The sequence below is a fragment of the Pseudomonas frederiksbergensis genome (genome assembly GCF_003732275.1).
In the GTDB taxonomy this organism is placed as follows: Bacteria; Pseudomonadota; Gammaproteobacteria; order Pseudomonadales; family Pseudomonadaceae; genus Aquipseudomonas; species Aquipseudomonas frederiksbergensis_H.
The window spans coordinates 585,327-601,359 of the sequence record NZ_MOBM01000012.1; the positions used below are offsets into that span (position 1 = coordinate 585,327).

At 59.3% G+C, this 16,033-nt stretch carries 16 protein-coding genes; 11 read left to right on the forward strand and 5 right to left on the reverse strand.

All coding sequences use genetic code 11. The features are described 5' to 3' along the window. Positions 1-110 precede the first annotated feature (110 nt). Complete coding sequence (locus BK662_RS10745) at positions 111-2,060, forward strand: LTA synthase family protein (RefSeq protein ID WP_123358023.1); 1,950 nt, start codon at positions 111-113, stop codon at positions 2,058-2,060. A 54-nt stretch (positions 2,061-2,114) separates the two neighbouring features. Then, positions 2,115-2,858 (forward strand): phosphatase PAP2 family protein, encoded by a 744-nt coding sequence (locus BK662_RS10750; RefSeq protein WP_123358024.1) that lies wholly within the window; start codon positions 2,115-2,117, stop codon positions 2,856-2,858. A 189-nt stretch (positions 2,859-3,047) separates the two neighbouring features. Here the strand turns inward: BK662_RS10750 and groL are convergent, their stop codons facing one another. The 4 genes from groL to BK662_RS10770 form a co-directional block, all read right to left on the reverse strand. Then, positions 3,048-4,691 carry a chaperonin GroEL gene (groL, locus tag BK662_RS10755; protein WP_008155543.1) on the reverse strand — a complete coding sequence of 548 codons (1,644 nt, stop codon included), beginning with the start codon at positions 4,689-4,691 and terminating at the stop codon, positions 3,048-3,050. A gap of 49 nt (positions 4,692-4,740) precedes the next feature. Further along, complete coding sequence (locus BK662_RS10760; protein WP_123358025.1) at positions 4,741-5,034, reverse strand: co-chaperone GroES; 294 nt, start codon at positions 5,032-5,034, stop codon at positions 4,741-4,743. Between the two features lie 247 nt (positions 5,035-5,281). Then, positions 5,282-5,758, reverse strand: coding sequence for an FxsA family protein (locus tag BK662_RS10765; RefSeq protein WP_052966136.1), 477 nt, complete (start codon positions 5,756-5,758; stop codon positions 5,282-5,284). A gap of 66 nt (positions 5,759-5,824) precedes the next feature. Then, complete coding sequence (locus tag BK662_RS10770; RefSeq protein WP_123358026.1) at positions 5,825-6,556, reverse strand: HugZ family pyridoxamine 5'-phosphate oxidase; 732 nt, start codon at positions 6,554-6,556, stop codon at positions 5,825-5,827. 165 nt (positions 6,557-6,721) lie between these two features. Between BK662_RS10770 and BK662_RS10775 the strand changes: the two genes are divergently transcribed. Next, positions 6,722-7,480 (forward strand): SDR family oxidoreductase, encoded by a 759-nt coding sequence (locus tag BK662_RS10775; RefSeq protein ID WP_123358027.1) that lies wholly within the window; start codon positions 6,722-6,724, stop codon positions 7,478-7,480. A gap of 108 nt (positions 7,481-7,588) precedes the next feature. Here BK662_RS10775 and apbC read toward each other — a convergent pair whose 3' ends face one another. Beyond that, positions 7,589-8,683 (reverse strand): iron-sulfur cluster carrier protein ApbC, encoded by a 1,095-nt coding sequence (gene apbC, locus BK662_RS10780; protein WP_123358028.1) that lies wholly within the window; start codon positions 8,681-8,683, stop codon positions 7,589-7,591. A 367-nt stretch (positions 8,684-9,050) separates the two neighbouring features. On the opposite strand from apbC, the gene metG reads away from it, so the two are divergent. From metG to BK662_RS10825, 8 genes are all read left to right on the forward strand, one after another. Continuing rightward, positions 9,051-11,102: a methionine--tRNA ligase gene (metG, locus tag BK662_RS10790; RefSeq protein ID WP_123358030.1), complete on the forward strand. Its 2,052-nt coding sequence runs from the start codon at positions 9,051-9,053 to the stop codon at positions 11,100-11,102. Between the two features lie 144 nt (positions 11,103-11,246). Further along, a complete protein-coding gene (locus BK662_RS10795) occupies positions 11,247-11,816 on the forward strand; it encodes an Rnf-Nqr domain containing protein (protein ID WP_123358031.1) in 570 nt (189 codons plus the stop codon). Next, positions 11,813-12,820, forward strand: coding sequence for an electron transport complex subunit RsxB (rsxB, locus tag BK662_RS10800; protein ID WP_123358032.1), 1,008 nt, complete (start codon positions 11,813-11,815; stop codon positions 12,818-12,820). The genes BK662_RS10795 and rsxB overlap by 4 nt, the downstream gene beginning before the upstream one ends. Beyond that, positions 12,807-13,799: an RnfABCDGE type electron transport complex subunit D gene (locus BK662_RS10805; RefSeq protein ID WP_123358033.1), complete on the forward strand. Its 993-nt coding sequence runs from the start codon at positions 12,807-12,809 to the stop codon at positions 13,797-13,799. Before rsxB ends, BK662_RS10805 begins: the two co-directional genes overlap by 14 nt. Further along, positions 13,796-14,407, forward strand: a complete 612-nt coding sequence (locus tag BK662_RS10810) for an RnfABCDGE type electron transport complex subunit G (RefSeq protein ID WP_123358034.1) — start codon at positions 13,796-13,798, stop codon at positions 14,405-14,407. The genes BK662_RS10805 and BK662_RS10810 overlap by 4 nt, the downstream gene beginning before the upstream one ends. Then, positions 14,400-14,990: an Rnf-Nqr domain containing protein gene (locus BK662_RS10815; protein ID WP_123358035.1), complete on the forward strand. Its 591-nt coding sequence runs from the start codon at positions 14,400-14,402 to the stop codon at positions 14,988-14,990. Before BK662_RS10810 ends, BK662_RS10815 begins: the two co-directional genes overlap by 8 nt. A gap of 25 nt (positions 14,991-15,015) precedes the next feature. Continuing rightward, the gene (gene nth, locus BK662_RS10820; protein ID WP_007898489.1) at positions 15,016-15,654 is read left to right on the forward strand and encodes an endonuclease III; all 639 of its coding nucleotides are present in this window, start codon (positions 15,016-15,018) and stop codon (positions 15,652-15,654) included. A 108-nt stretch (positions 15,655-15,762) separates the two neighbouring features. Beyond that, positions 15,763-15,942, forward strand: coding sequence for a PA3496 family putative envelope integrity protein (locus tag BK662_RS10825; RefSeq protein ID WP_007898493.1), 180 nt, complete (start codon positions 15,763-15,765; stop codon positions 15,940-15,942). Positions 15,943-16,033 lie beyond the last annotated feature (91 nt).

Genomic DNA, 16,033 nt, shown 5'->3' on the forward strand with positions numbered 1-16,033 from the left:
CGATTCGCTCAACCAAATTATCGGGATAACAAGTTTTTCACTATCGATTCACAACCTGACTACAGTGGTCGGGCGAGACTCTCGCGCTATAGAGAAGGAATGTAGACACAATGGACTTTTTCAAGACTGCGCCAATGCGCATTCTCCTGCTTGTGACCGGCGCCTGGCTGGCCATTTTCTTGCTGACCCGAACGATTCTGCTGATTACCCATCTGGACGAGGCCGGTAGCGGATTTTTGTCAATATTCGGCGTCGGCCTGCTTTATGACCTGGGCTTCATTGCCTATGCGGCACTGCCGATGGGCCTCTACTTGCTGCTCTGCCCGCCGGCCTTGTGGCGTCGCCGTGGCCACCGCTGGGTCCTTCAGGGGATGCTGACCGTCAGCCTGTTCGCCATGCTGTTCACTGCCGTGGCCGAATGGCTGTTTTGGGATGAATTCGGTGTGCGCTTTAACTTCATCGCCGTCGATTACCTCGTGTACTCCGACGAAGTACTGAACAACCTGCTTGAGTCCTACCCGATCGGCACACTGCTGAGCATCCTCGCAGTGCTGGCCATCGCCCTGAGTTTTGCGTTGCGCAAACCTTTCAATGCCGCGCTGGACGCTCCATTGCCACCACTGCGCGGGCGCCTGCTGAATGCACTGGGCCTGTTGATCGTCGCGGGGCTGAGCCTGCAACTGCTCAGTCAGGATTCACCGCGCGCCCAAGGCGGTAACGCCTATCAGAACGAACTGGCGAGCAATGGGCCGTATCAGTTCTTCGCTGCATTCCGTAACAATGAACTGGATTACCCACAGTTCTACAGCAGCCTGCCGACCTCCGTCGTCGCGCAACAGATTCGCGCTGAACTGACCGAGCCCAACGCCCGCTTTATCGGCGAAGATCCGCAGGATATTCGCCGGATAATCGACAATCCCGGCACCGAGCGAAAACCCAACATCGTGCTGGTGACTATCGAAAGCTTCAGCGCCAAGTACATGGGCAGCAACGGCAACGACCGCAACCTGACACCCAACCTCGATGCCTTGCGCAAGCAGAGCCTGTACTTCAATAATTTCTACGCCACCGGCACCCGCACCGATCGCGGCCTGGAGGCCATTACCCTGGCCATCCCGCCAACGCCCGGCCGTTCGATCGTCAAGCGTGTGGGTCGCGAAAGCGGTTTCGCCAGCCTCGGCCAGCAACTCAGCGCCGTGGGTTACGACAGCGTGTTCGTGTATGGCGGGCGCGGTTACTTCGACAACATGAACGCGTTTTTCAGTGGCAACGGTTACCGTGTAGTGGACCAGAGCAGCGTCGATGAATCGGAGATTCACTTCAAGAATGCCTGGGGCATGGCCGACGAAGACCTTTACAACCAGACCCTGAAACTGGCCGACGCCGACTACGCCAGGCAACAGCCGTTTCTGCTGCAACTGATGACCACCTCCAACCATCGTCCTTATACCTATCCGGACAACCGGATCGATATCAAATCCGGCAGCGGTCGCGACGGCGCGGTGAAGTACACCGACTATGCCATTGGTCAGTTCCTCGATCAGGCGCGCAAGAAGCCGTGGTTCGACGATACAATCTTCGTCTTCGTCGCCGACCACACGGCTGGTAGCGCCGGCAAGGAAGACTTGCCGATCAGCAACTACCAGATTCCATTGTTCATCTATGCGCCGAAATTCATCGACGCTCGGGAAACAGCGCAACTGGCCAGCCAGATCGACTTGGCGCCGACCTTGCTGGGGCTGCTGAACCTGGACTATCAATCGACCTTCTTCGGCCGCAATTTGCTGCAGGACAATCCACTGCCGCCACGCGTGGTCGTTGGCAATTACCAGCATCTGGGCTTGTTCGACGGCAAGGATTTGGCGATCCTGAGCCCACGTCAGGGCCTGCGTCGCCACGATGATGCGCTGATCGAGAGCCGCGAATCGATGGCCGATGCCAGTGATCCACTGATCACCCGCGCCATCACGTATTACCAAAGCGCCAGTTATGGCTTCAAGCAACAGCTGCTTGGCTGGAGGGGGCCCAAGGAGGGCACCGACCAAGTCAGCGAACGTTAACCGAATGGCCCCGGGCTGATGCCCCGGGGCTTTTTCCTTTCTTCAGGCCCCACCATGTCATCAACCGCTATCCGTCCCGTCTCCCGCCCACTTAACGTCTGGCTGTGCCTGGGCGTGCCCGCCATTGCGGCAATCACTCTGCTGCTGCTTGAGCTGACGTCCCTGGACATGGACCTTGCCAAGCTGTTCTATGACCCGGTCGCCGGGGCATTCATCGGGCGGCACAGTTACTTCCTGGAAGACATCCTGCATGACCGGGCCAAGCAAGTGGTCATCGCCTTTTCGGTGTTCTCCATCCTGGGCCTCATCGCTTCTTTTTTCATGGACAGGCTCAAACCGTTCAAACGGGAACTGGCTTGCCTGGTGGTTTCCCTGGCGCTGGCGACATCCTTTGTCACTCCGGTCAAAGCGGTGACGGCGGTGCAATGCCCCTGGAGCCTGGAGCAATTCGGCGGGCACGAAACCTACAGCGAACTGCTCAGCCCTCGCCCGCACACCGACAAGCCGGGCCGCTGCTGGCCGGGTGGTCATGCGGCGACTGGCTTCACATTGTTTGCACTGTTCTTCGTGTTGCGCGACCGTCGTCCGCGCCTGGCGCGCAAGGCGTTTATCTTCGCTTTCACGTTGGGCTCGGTGTTTTCCATCAGCCGGATGATGCAGGGCGCGCACTTCTTTTCGCACAATGTATGGACGGCGATTTTCTGCTGGCTGATTTGTCTGGGGGCGTATTACTTCATCCTCTATCGACCGGCGTCCAGGGCAGATCGCGTGACCGAGGCTGAGCCGGTCAGCGCCTGAACAAAGATCTAATGTGGGAGCGAGCCTGCTCGCGATGGCGGACTGACATTCAACAACGGCGTTGACTGTAATGGCCTCATCGCGAGCAGGCTCGCTCCCACAATGGATCCAGGTAACTTCAATTACAGGCAATAAAAAACCCCGCCTGCTTAGCGCAGGCGGGGTTTTTATGTACGGGGTGAGGCTGGCTTACATCATGCCGCCCATGCCGCCCATACCGCCCATGTCTGGCATGCCGCCGCCAGCTGGACCGTCTTCCTTGATCTCGGCGATCATGGCTTCGGTGGTGATCATCAGGCTGGCAATCGACGAAGCCGCTTGCAGAGCCGAACGAGTCACTTTGGCCGGGTCCAGGATACCCATTTCGATCATGTCGCCGTATTCGCCGGTAGCAGCGTTGTAACCGTAGTTACCCGAACCCTGCTTGACCTTGTCGACAACTACGCTTGGCTCGTCGCCGGAGTTGGCAACGATCTGACGCAGTGGCGCTTCAACAGCGCGACGCAGCAACTGGATGCCAACGTTCTGGTCATCGTTGTCGCCTTTCAGCTCGGAGATAGCCTGCAGAGCGCGAACCAGTGCCACGCCGCCGCCAGGTACCACGCCTTCTTCAACGGCTGCACGGGTAGCGTGCAGGGCGTCTTCAACGCGGGCTTTCTTCTCTTTCATTTCAACTTCGGAACCCGCGCCAACCTTGATCACTGCAACGCCGCCGGACAGTTTGGCCAGACGCTCTTGCAGTTTTTCACGGTCGTAGTCGGACGAAGTATCAGCCACTTGCTGACGGATCTGCAGAACGCGAGCCTGGATGTCAGCCTCAACGCCGGCACCGTCGATCACGGTGGTGTTTTCTTTGGACAGGATCACGCGCTTGGCATTACCCAGGTGTTCCAGGGTAGTGCTTTCCAGGCTCAGACCGATCTCTTCGGAGATAACGGTACCGCCAGTCAGAACAGCGATGTCCTGCAGCATGGCCTTGCGACGGTCGCCGAAGCCTGGAGCCTTGACGGCTGCGACTTTAACGATGCCACGCATGTTGTTCACAACCAGAGTCGCCAGGGCTTCGCCTTCAACGTCTTCGGCCACGATCAGCAGTGGACGGCCGGCTTTGGCAACGGCTTCCAGTACTGGCAGCATTTCGCGGATGTTCGAGATCTTTTTGTCGACCAGCAGGATCAGCGGACCGTCCAGCTCGGCAGTCATGGTCTCTGGCTTGTTGACGAAGTACGGGGACAGGTAGCCACGGTCGAACTGCATGCCTTCAACAACCGACAGTTCGTTTTCCAGGCCCGAGCCTTCTTCAACGGTGATCACGCCTTCTTTACCGACTTTTTCCATGGCTTCGGCAATGATGTCGCCGATGGAGCTGTCGGAGTTGGCCGAGATGGTGCCGACCTGAGCGATGGCCTTGGTGTCAGCGCAAGGCTTGGACAGGGCTTTCAGCTCTTTGACGATCGCGATGGTCGCTTTGTCGATACCGCGCTTCAGGTCCATCGGGTTCATGCCGGCAGCGACGGCTTTCAGGCCTTCGTTGACGATCGATTGAGCCAGAACGGTAGCGGTGGTGGTGCCGTCGCCTGCGTCATCGTTGGCACGGGAGGCAACGTCTTTGACCAGCTGCGCGCCCATGTTTTCGAAGCGATCTTTCAGCTCGATTTCTTTGGCAACGGAAACGCCGTCCTTGGTGATGGTCGGAGCGCCGAAGCTCTTCTCGATGATCACGTTACGGCCTTTAGGGCCCAGGGTCGCTTTTACTGCGTCAGCCAGGACGTTGACACCGGCGAGCATTTTCTTGCGGGCGGAATCGCCGAATTTAACTTCTTTAGCAGCCATGATCGATATTCCTTAAATACTTTGTAGTAGCGGGAAAATGAGCGGGGAATCAGCCTTCGATTACTGCGAGGATTTCGCTCTCGCCAATGACCAGCAGGTCTTCGCCGTCAACTTTCACAGTGTTGCTGCCGGAGTAAGGGCCGAACACAACCTTGTCACCCACTTTCACGGCCAGCGCACGCACGTCACCGTTGTCCAGTGCTTTGCCTGGGCCTACGGCGAGGACTTCACCCTGGTTTGGCTTCTCAGCAGCCGAACCTGGCAGGACGATACCGCCAGCGGTTTTCTTTTCTTCTTCGCTGCGACGGACGACGACGCGGTCATGCAGAGGACGAAGCTTCATTGTCGATCTCTCCTAATTGTGGTTTTCATCGGCCGGTGTAATCCCGGCGGGTTTAACAAATCCGGCGACGCCGGGTGCGGTTCGTCAAGCGAACCGCGGAAGTCTGTCTGGCGCAATTGCCAGAAACCTTGCGGTGACCGTTACATAAGGGCGCACAAGCTTATTTCAAGGGCGGGGAGCGAAAAATTTTTATCTCAATGCCCTGAAAACGAACACGGCACCCGAAGGTGCCGTGTCGATGGAAGTGTTACTTGGAATCGCGGTGTTCGAACTCGCCTTCGATCACATTGGGCTCACGGCCCAATGGTTGCTGTGGAGCAGGACCGCCCCGTGGCTGAAGGTCATCGGCGAACGCACGCTGACGTATCGCTTGTTCCTCGGCGCGCAGACGCATTTTGTTGGCCAGCAGTCGACGAGAGATCGGCAACAACATGATCAGACCCAGCACGTCGGTGACGAAGCCCGGCAAGATCAACAGACCGCCAGCCAGGGCCAGCATCAGGCCTTCGAGCATGGTCTGAGCCGGCAGCTCGCCACGATTCAGGCTTTCACGGGCGCGCAGTGCAGTTGCCAGACCGGCGATACGCAGCACGAACACGCCGAGCATCGAGCCGAGAATGATCAGCAGCAGGGCCGGGAAAAACCCGATCGCCCCGCTAACCTTGACGAATACGAACAGCTCCAACACCGGGAACAGTACAAAGAGCAATAAAAAAGGGCGCATCAAATGGTTCCTCAACGCAAGAATGCCTTGCCAGTCTTCCCTAGATGACGTCGCCGTTTCGTGAATTCAAGCGTCGGCCACTTCATTTTTCGGCCAATGCTCGGCGTGAGCCAGGAAAACCAAGGCTTCCCGGACTTGTGTCGGCGTATTACAGGGCGTTTGAAACGGCAACCAGTAGAGCCCCTGACCGATGCGCAAGTGCATGCCTTCGGTGTCGATGCCGGCCAATTGCGCCGGCGTGGTTTTCGGCAGCCCCGCCAGCTCGACGTAGTGCGCAATGGCTTTGGCGTGATCGGCATTCATGTGCTCGACCATGCTCACTTCGGCCTTGCCGGCGAACGGGTTGGCGAGGGTCAACTGATCGATCCAGTGGATCGCGCCGAAGCCGCCGATGTAGCGGTGACGTACTTCGTTGAGCACCCAGAAATCGAAATCATGGGCCTTGTGATAGTTCTGCGAATCCGGGAAATAGCGGTAGTAACGCTCGGCTGCCGCTTCGATGGCAGCGGGCTCTTGAAGCTTTTCTGCCTCGGCGAGGTAAGTCAGGCGACCAACGGCTTGTACGTCTTCGGCTTCACGCTCACCCACCAGCAGCGAACATTTCGGATCTTTCTGCAGGTTGTGGGTGTGCTGAGCGATGCGGCTGATAAGGATCAGCGGCCGGCCCTGCTCGTCCAGGCAGTAGGGAACCACGGAGCCAAACGGGAAACCGGGCATCGCTTTGGAGTGCGTCGAGAGCACTCCACGGTATTCCTTGAGAAGCAATTCTCGGGCATGCTTAGCCACTACAACGCTCAATTTATGACTCCTTATATAGAATCCGTCAACAAAACGGACAGGCGCCTGGGCAAAGTTCCAGCACGCCATAGGGGCAGTTCTCATGTGCAGCCAAGCCATATCAGGCTCAGATCGAGAGGCCCTCTAGGAAGGAAAACCACTCCGATCTGCTATGGGGCTATGCGAATGCAACTCACTGACAAAGTAATCATTATCACCGGCGGTTGCCAGGGTTTAGGTCGTTCCATGGCCGAGTATCTCGCCGGCAAAGGCGCGAAGCTGGCGCTGGTGGACCTGAATCAGGAAAAACTCGACGCCGCCGTCGCCGCTTGCAAAGCCAAGGGTGTCGAGGCCCGTGCCTACCTGTGCAACGTCGCCGATGAAGAGCAAGTGACCCACATGGCCGCCCAGGTGGCTGACGATTTCGGTGCGATCCATGGCCTGATCAACAACGCCGGCATTCTGCGCGACGGCCTGCTATTGAAGGTCAAGGACGGCGAAATGACCAAGATGAGCCTGGCCCAATGGCAGGCAGTCATCGACGTCAACCTGACCGGTGTGTTCCTGTGCACCCGTGAAGTCGCGGCAAAAATGGTCGAGCTGAACAACAGCGGCGCGATCATCAATATCTCGTCGATTTCGCGCGCTGGCAACGTTGGCCAGACCAACTACTCCGCTGCCAAGGCCGGTGTCGCTGCGGCGACCGTGACCTGGGCCAAGGAACTGGCACGTTACGGCATTCGCGTGGCGAGCATTGCGCCGGGCTTCATCGAAACCGAGATGACCCTGAGCATGAAGCCGGAAGCGCTGGAGAAAATGACCTCCGCGATTCCGCTCAAGCGCATGGGTAAACCTGAAGAGATCGCCCAGTCGGCGGCCTACATTTTCGAGAACGACTACTACACCGGTCGGATTCTGGAATTGGATGGCGGGTTGCGGATTTAAAGCAAGATCAAAAGATCGCAGCCTCGCTTCGCTCGACAGCTCCTACATGGATAGGCTTACACCTGTAGGAGCTGTCGAGCGAAGCGAGGCTGCGATCTTTTCAGCAAATCAATCGTCGCTGACGGTGATGTTCGGCATCGCCGGCGTTGCCGCTTCCTGCAACACAATCCGCGCGCCGACATGGCGGGCCAGTTCCTGGTAAACCATCGCAATCTGACTGTCCGGCTCGGCGATCACGGTTGGCTTGCCGCCATCGGCTTGTTCGCGGATCAGCATCGACAGTGGCAACGAAGCCAACAGCTCGACACCGTACTGGTTGGCCAGCTTCACACCGCCGCCCTCACCGAACAGATGCTCGGCATGCCCGCAGTTGGAGCAGATATGCACGGCCATGTTTTCCACCACGCCCAGCACCGGGATGTTGACCTTGCGGAACATCTCCACGCCCTTGCGCGCGTCCAGCAATGCCAGATCCTGTGGGGTGGTCACGATTACCGCACCGGCCACCGGGACTTTCTGCGCCAGGGTGAGCTGGATGTCGCCGGTGCCTGGCGGCATGTCGATAACCAGGTAATCCAGGTCACCCCAGGCCGTTTGCGTGACCAGTTGCAACAGGGCGCCGGACACCATCGGTCCGCGCCAGACCATCGGCGTGTTGTCGTCGGTCAGGAAGGCCATGGACATCACTTCGACGCCATGGGATTCGATCGGGATGAACCACTTCTGATCCTTGACCTTTGGTCGGGTGCCTTCAGGGATGCCGAACATGATGCCCTGGCTCGGGCCGTAGATGTCCGCGTCGAGAATCCCGACCTTGGCGCCTTCACGGGCCAGCGCCAACGCGAGGTTGGCAGCAGTGGTGGACTTGCCCACACCACCCTTGCCGGACGCCACGGCCACAACGTTCTTGACGTTGGCCAGCCCCGGAATCTGCGCCTGGGCCTTGTGCGCGGCGATCACGCTGATGATCTCGACGCGCGCGGTGACGACGCCGTCCAGGCCTTCGATGGCCAGTTGCAGCAACTGCGCCCAGCCGCTCTTGAACAGACCGGCGGCATAACCCAGCTCCAGCTGAACGCTGACGCGATCACCCTGGATGTCGATGCTGCGCACGCACCCGGCGCTGACCGGGTCCTGGTTCAGATAAGGGTCGGTGTATTGGCGAAGGACGGCTTCCACCGCTGCGCGATTGACGGCGCTCATGGGCAACTCCGATAGCAAGACTGGAAAATCAGGCGGGTATCCTAACCGTTCTACATCATAGACGGCATGCCCCACGATGATTTGTGGCAAACACATCCCTGTGGCGAGGGAGCTTGCTCCCGCTCGACTGCGCAGCAGTCGTAATCACGTTGACGCGATCCTTCTGCCGGAACCGGGTTGCTGGGGTTGGGGCGGCTTCGCCACCCAGCGGGAGCAAGCTCCCTCGCCACAAAAGCCCTCCCGCACACCGCAAACTCATCCCCACTCTTTTCAAAGGCGATGCATCCGGAAACAGGCCCGAAGGGTGAAAAATATGCGCCAGCGCTTTATAGTGGCCGACCTCCGTTTCATCAAGTAGCCGAGCCCCATGTCCGAGCCACGCAAGATCCTCGTCACCAGCGCCCTGCCCTATGCCAATGGTTCGATCCACCTCGGCCATATGCTGGAATACATCCAGACCGATATGTGGGTGCGCTTCCAGAAGCATCGCGGTAATCAATGCATTTATGTCTGCGCCGACGACGCCCACGGTTCGGCCATCATGCTGCGCGCGGAAAAGGAAGGCATCACCCCGGAACAACTGATCGCCAATGTCCAGGCTGAACACAGCGCCGACTTTGCCGAGTTCCTGGTGGACTTCGACAACTTCCACTCCACTCACGCTGAAGAAAACCGTGAGCTGTCGAGCCAGATCTATCTGAAGCTGCGCGACGCCGGGCACATCGCCACGCGCTCGATCACTCAGTACTTCGACCCGGAAAAGAAAATGTTCCTGGCCGACCGCTTCATCAAGGGCACCTGCCCGAAATGCGGCACCGAAGACCAGTACGGCGACAACTGCGAGAAATGCGGTGCGACCTACGCGCCGACCGACCTCAAAGATCCGAAGTCGGCAATCTCCGGCGCCACGCCGGTGCTCAAGGATTCCCAGCACTTCTTCTTCAAGCTGCCGGATTTCCAGGAAATGCTGCAAGCCTGGACCCGCAGCGGCACCCTGCAAGAAGCCGTGGCCAACAAGATCGCCGAATGGCTGGATGCCGGCCTGCAACAGTGGGACATTTCCCGCGATGCGCCGTACTTCGGCTTCGAAATTCCCGACGAGCCGGGCAAGTATTTCTACGTGTGGCTGGACGCGCCGATTGGCTACATGGCCAGCTTCAAGAACCTCTGCGCCCGTCGTCCGGACCTGGACTTCGACGCGTTCTGGGCCAAGGATTCCACCGCCGAGCTGTACCATTTCATCGGCAAGGATATCGTTAACTTCCACGCCCTGTTCTGGCCCGCCATGCTTGAAGGCGCCGGTTTCCGCAAACCGACCGGCATCAACGTACACGGCTACCTGACCGTCAACGGCCAGAAGATGTCCAAGTCCCGCGGCACGTTCGTCAAGGCGCGGACTTACCTGGATCACCTGTCGCCGGAATACCTGCGTTACTACTACGCCGCCAAGCTGAGTCGTGGCGTCGACGACCTGGACCTGAACCTCGAAGACTTCGTGCAGAAGGTCAACTCCGACCTGGTCGGCAAAGTCGTCAACATCGCCAGCCGTTGCGCCGGATTCATCCATAAAGGCAACGCCGGTGTACTGGTGGCCGGCAACGCCGCGCCGGAACTGACCGATGCCTTCCTGGCCGCAGCGCCAAGCATTGCCGAAGCCTATGAAGCTCGCGACTTTGCCCGTGCCATGCGCGAAATCATGGGCCTGGCCGACCGCGCCAACGCCTGGATCGCCGACAAGGCACCGTGGTCGCTGAACAAACAGGAAGGCAAGCAAGATGAAGTCCAGGCCATTTGCGCCTTGGGCATCAACCTGTTCCGCCAACTGGTGATCTTCCTCAAACCGGTGCTGCCGCTGCTGGCCGCCGATGCCGAGGCTTTCCTGAACGTCGCACCGTTGACCTGGAACGACCACGCCACCTTGCTCAGCAACCATCAGCTGAACGAATTCAAACCGTTGATGACCCGTATCGACCCGGTAAAAGTGCAAGCCATGACCGACGCCTCGAAAGAAGACCTGACCGCCAGCGCAACCGACACCGGCCAAGCGGCACCCGCCGGCAACGGTGAACTGGCCAAGGATCCGCTGTCGCCAGAGATCGAGTTCGACACCTTTGCCGCTGTAGACTTGCGCGTGGCGCTGATTCTCAAGGCCGAAGCCGTGGAAGGTGCCGACAAGCTGCTGCGCCTGACCCTGGACATCGGTGATGAGCAGCGCAACGTGTTCTCCGGGATCAAGAGCGCTTACCCGGACCCGTCCAAGCTCAATGGTCGCCTGACCATGATGATCGCCAACCTCAAGCCCCGCAAAATGAAATTCGGGATCTCCGAAGGCATGGTGATGGCAGCCGGCCCTGGCGGTGAAGAAATCTACCTGCTGAGCCCCGACAGCGGCGCCAAGCCGGGTCAGCGCATCAAGTAAAGCCCTGCGGTAAACCGATCCCACAGTCGTGCCCGGCGCGACTGTGGGATTTTCATGTCTGGCCCACCCTCCTTCCTTGCCGGATAATGCCTAATCTCTTTTTAGAGAGTCCTTGAGAAAGCCCCTGTCCTTGCCGGCACGATCATGACCGAACTGCTTCTTACGCTTATCAGCGCTGCCCTGATCAACAACCTCGTGTTGCACTGGCCGCTGGGCGTCGATTCGGTGCTGGGCAGCGAGCGGCCACAGGTCCACGCACTGGGCATCGCGACAACGTGCCTGATGCTGATTGTCGGCATACTCGGCTATGCGTTCTATCACTGGCTACTGGTGCCGCTGGGGCTGACGTCGCTGCGTCTGTTCGTGTTCCTGCCGTTGAGCGTTCTGCTGATCGGCCCGCTGCTTAAGCTGCTTTCACGGTTATTGGCGAAACTTTCATTCGATGGCCTCTGGCCCCTGCTGCTTGGGAATGCCGGCGTGCTTGGGCTGACATTGCTCAACGCTCAAGACGACAAGGGAATTTTCCACGCCATAGCCCTGAGCCTTGGCGCCGGGCTGGGTTTCTGGCTGGTGCTGAGTCTGTTCAGCGACTTGCGCCAGCGCACACTCGATAACGATATCCCCCTGCCCTTTCGTGGCCTGCCGATCGAGTTGATTGGTGCCGGATTGATCGCGGTGGTTTTTCTCGGATTCAGCGGGCTGATCAAAACATGAGTCTGATTCAACGCATCGACGCCCTCTTGCCGCAGACCCAATGCGGCAAGTGTGGCCACCCCGGATGCAAACCCTACGCCGAAGGCATCGCCAGCGGCGAGCCGATCAACAAGTGCCCACCGGGCGGCAGCGAAACCATCGCGGCCCTGGCCGACCTGCTGAAAGTGCCGGTGCTGGAACTGGACGTCAGTCGCGGTTCGGCGCCAGCGCAGATCGCTTACATTCGCGAAGCTGAATGCATCGGCTGCACCAAGTGCATTCAGGCCTGCCCGGTCGACGCCATTGTCGGCGCGGCAAAATTCATGCACACGGTCATCGTCGACGAATGTACCGGTTGCGACCTCTGCGTGGCGCCCTGCCCGGTGGATTGCATCGAGATGCATCCGTTACCGCTGGCCACGGTGCTGCCGATTGTCGGCGGGCTGGCGTTCAGCCTGGAGGAACAACAGGCCCGGACCGCCAAGCGCAATCACGCGCGACGCCGTTTCGAACAGCGCAATGCCCGGTTGCATCGCGAAGAGGAACAGAAACTCGCCGAACGCCAGGCCCGCGCCCAGCGCGCCGTGCAGCACAGCGAAGTGACGCTCGACCCGGTTCAGGCCGCACTCGAGCGCGTCCGCGCACAGAAAGCGGACAATGCCGATGCGGCACTGAAAAAGGCCAAGGTCGATCTGGCGATGAGTCGGGCGCAGCTGAACAAATCGCTCAAGGCCTTCGGGCATCCGCCAACCTTCGAACAGCAGTCGCAACTGATCGTGCTGCAACAGCAGTTCGAAGCCGCCGAACAGGCGCTGGCGCAACTGGAGAGCAGCGCACCGCCGGTCTCTGCGCCACCTGCCCCGGCAAAAGATGCCGAGCTGAAACGGGCGAAGATCCAGTTGGCCATGCGCCGTGCCGAACTCAAGAAAGCTCAAACAAGCGAGGCGCCGGCCGAACAGATCGAAGCGTTGCAACATGCGCTCAGCGAAGCCGAGCGTCAGGTGGATGCCTATGTCACCCCTTGAATCGGTGGACGATCGCCTTCAGCAGGCCATGAAGCTGGTATTGCTGGCCACCGTGCCGGGGATGCTGATGTTGTTCTGGCTGTACGGCTGGGGGGTGTTGATCAACCTGATTCTGGCGGCTGCCACCGCGCTGGCCGTTGAGGCGGCGGTGTTGCAGCTGCGCAAGCAACCGCTAAAACCGACGCTGAGCGATGGCAGTGCGCTGGTCAGTGCGACGCTGTTGGCGCTGGCCTTGCCGCCTTATTGCCCGTGGTGGCTGACAGCCAGTGCGGCGGCGTTCGGACTGTTTTTCGGCAAGCACTTGTATGGCGGTGTCGGCAAGAATCCGTTCAATCCGGCGATGCTCGGTTTCGCGCTGGTCCTGGTGATGTTTCCCCAGCAAATGACCCATTGGCCGGCGTCCCATGGCATGGATTTGTTCGGTGGGTTGCAACAGGTGTTCGGCTTCAGCTTCGGTCAGACACCCGATGCGTGGGCCCAGGCCACGGCGCTGGACAGTCTGCGAATCAACAAAAGCCTGACCATGGAAGAACTGTTCGCCGGCAATCCGGCATTCGGCCGTTTTGGTGGCCGGGGCGTGGAATGGGTCAACCTGGCGTTTCTGGCCGGCGGTGCGTTTCTGCTACAGCGGCGGGTATTCAGCTGGCATGCACCGGTCGGCATGCTCGCCAGCCTGTTCATCATCAGCCTGTTGTGTTGGAACGGTACGGGCTCCGATTCTCATGGCTCGCCACTGTTTCATCTGCTCACCGGCGCGAGCATGCTCGGTGCCTTCTTCATCGTGACGGAACCGATATCCGGCGCAAAAAACCCCACTGCCCGATTACTGTTCGGCGCAGGCGCGGGGTTACTGACTTACCTGATTCGGACGTGGGGCGGGTATCCGGACGGCGTGGCCTTTGCGGTTTTGCTAATGAACCTCTGTGTACCGGCGCTGGAACGTTTTGCCGCGTCCAGACAGGAGCAGGTTGCCCCATGAACCGAGCGACGAGCGTTGTGAGCCTGGTAGTGCTGGCAAGCCTGGGGATGGGCGCGACTTACCTCGTGCAGCATACCAGCGCCGCGCGCATCGCCGCCGAGCAACGCCTGATCGACAGCCGTCAGTTATTGGATCTGCTACCGTCCGACAGCTACGACAATCAGCCACTGGAACATCCCCTCAGCCTCGAAAGCACTCGTCTGGCCAACAGCACACTGTTGGGGGGCTACCTGGCCTCCAAGGCCGGCCAACCGAGCGCTGTGTTGCTGCGCAGCCAGACACTGGGCTACGCCGGCGCCATCGACTTGCTGATCGCTATCGACCCCCAAGGCAAGTTATTGGGGGTCAAAACCCTCAAACAATCGGAAACTCCAGGGCTGGGCGGCAAGCTCGCCGACTGGCCCAATGCCTGGCTTCAGGTGTTTACCGGCAAGTCGCTAACCGACCCCGATGACAATGGCTGGGCCTTGAAAAAGGACCAAGGGCAATTCGATCAGATCGCGGGCGCGACCATCACCTCAAGAGCGGTGATCAATGCCACCCATGACGCGCTGCGCTACTTCGATGAACACCGGCAACCGCTGATCGGGAGCAGCGCTCATGAATAAGTCATCGACCCTGCAGAACTCCCTGATGCTGACGCCGTTGATCGGCGTTACGGATTCATTGGTAACGGCCCTGGGCCTGTGGCTGATGCTTGCTCTGGTACTCAGTGCTTACGGTGCGAGCATGGGCGTCTTGCGCTCGCGACTGATTCCGGCAACACATTTGCCGGCATGCCTGCTGCTGGCTGCCACGCTGACCAGTTGCGCAGAACTTGCCACGCAAGCCTGGTCGCTCCAATGGCACCAGCATCTGGGTTTCTACGCAGGATTGATCGCCCTGCAATGCGTCGTGCTGGAACACAACGGTTTTTTCCAGAGCCCACGGTGTGATCGACTGCGTCTGTGTGGCCTGTTCGGCGCCTTGATGGTGGGCCTGGGCCTGCTGCGCGAGTTCATCGGCAACGGGACACTCGCTAGCCATCTGTCCTGGATGACCGGCGCCACGCAACCGGACTGGCAAGGCTGGACGCTGATCGCCGACGGTGGCCTGCATCTGGCCACGCTGGCCCCTGGCGGGTTTATTCTGCTGGGACTGTTGATCGCCGCACATCAAGCCTGGACTCGCCGCCCGGCGGCCCCACATTGACCGTCTTCGAGGAAACGCATCGCCCATGAATGCCGCAAAACGTCTTGAAATTTTCCGCAGGTTTCACGAAGACAATCCTGAACCGAAGACCGAACTGGCCTACGCCTCACCGTTCGAATTGCTGATCGCCGTGATTCTCTCGGCGCAGTCGACCGATGTCGGCGTGAACAAGGCCACCGCCAAACTGTTCCCGGTGGCCAACACGCCAGCGGCGATCCATGCCTTGGGCGTCGAAGGGCTGTCGGAGTACATCAAGACCATCGGCCTGTTCAACAGCAAAGCGAAAAACGTGATCGAAACCTGTCGCTTGCTGGTGGAGCGCCATGGCGGTGAAGTGCCGCAGACCCGCGAGGCACTGGAGGCATTGCCCGGCGTCGGTCGCAAGACCGCCAACGTGGTGCTCAATACCGCCTTTCGTCAGCTGACCATGGCCGTGGACACTCACATTTTCCGGGTCAGTAACCGTACCGGCATTGCTCCAGGCAAGAACGTGGTTGAGGTGGAGCAAAAACTGATGAAATTCGTGCCGAAGGAATATCTGCTCGACGCTCATCACTGGCTGATTCTCCACGGGCGCTACGTTTGCCTGGCCCGCAAGCCGCGTTGTGGCAGTTGCCGGATAGAGGATTTGTGCGAATACAAGCAAAAGACCTCGGACGATTGAGGCGCTATTAGTTTTTTTGATTGATCGATTGAAAAAATCTTTTTTACCCGCCGGGAAATTGTCGATATAAGGAGCGCCAAAGGGCAGCCTTAGCCTGGAGTTAACCTTATGAGCACTGGCAAAGAGCAATTGGACGTAGAAGACGACTTCACCCCCGTTGAAGCCGATGACGCAGAGCCGGTAGTGGAAGTGGCGAAGACCAACCTGAGCAAACGCCGCACCATCGACAATCTGCTGGAGGAGCGCCGACTGCAGAAGCAATTGGCCGATTACGATTTTGACCTGTGACACTTAAAAGCCTCCCGAAACGGAGGCTTTTTACTAAGCGCCGACCCCTGATAAACGCCCGTTCATCGCGCCTCGTCAAACGCTGGCAGCG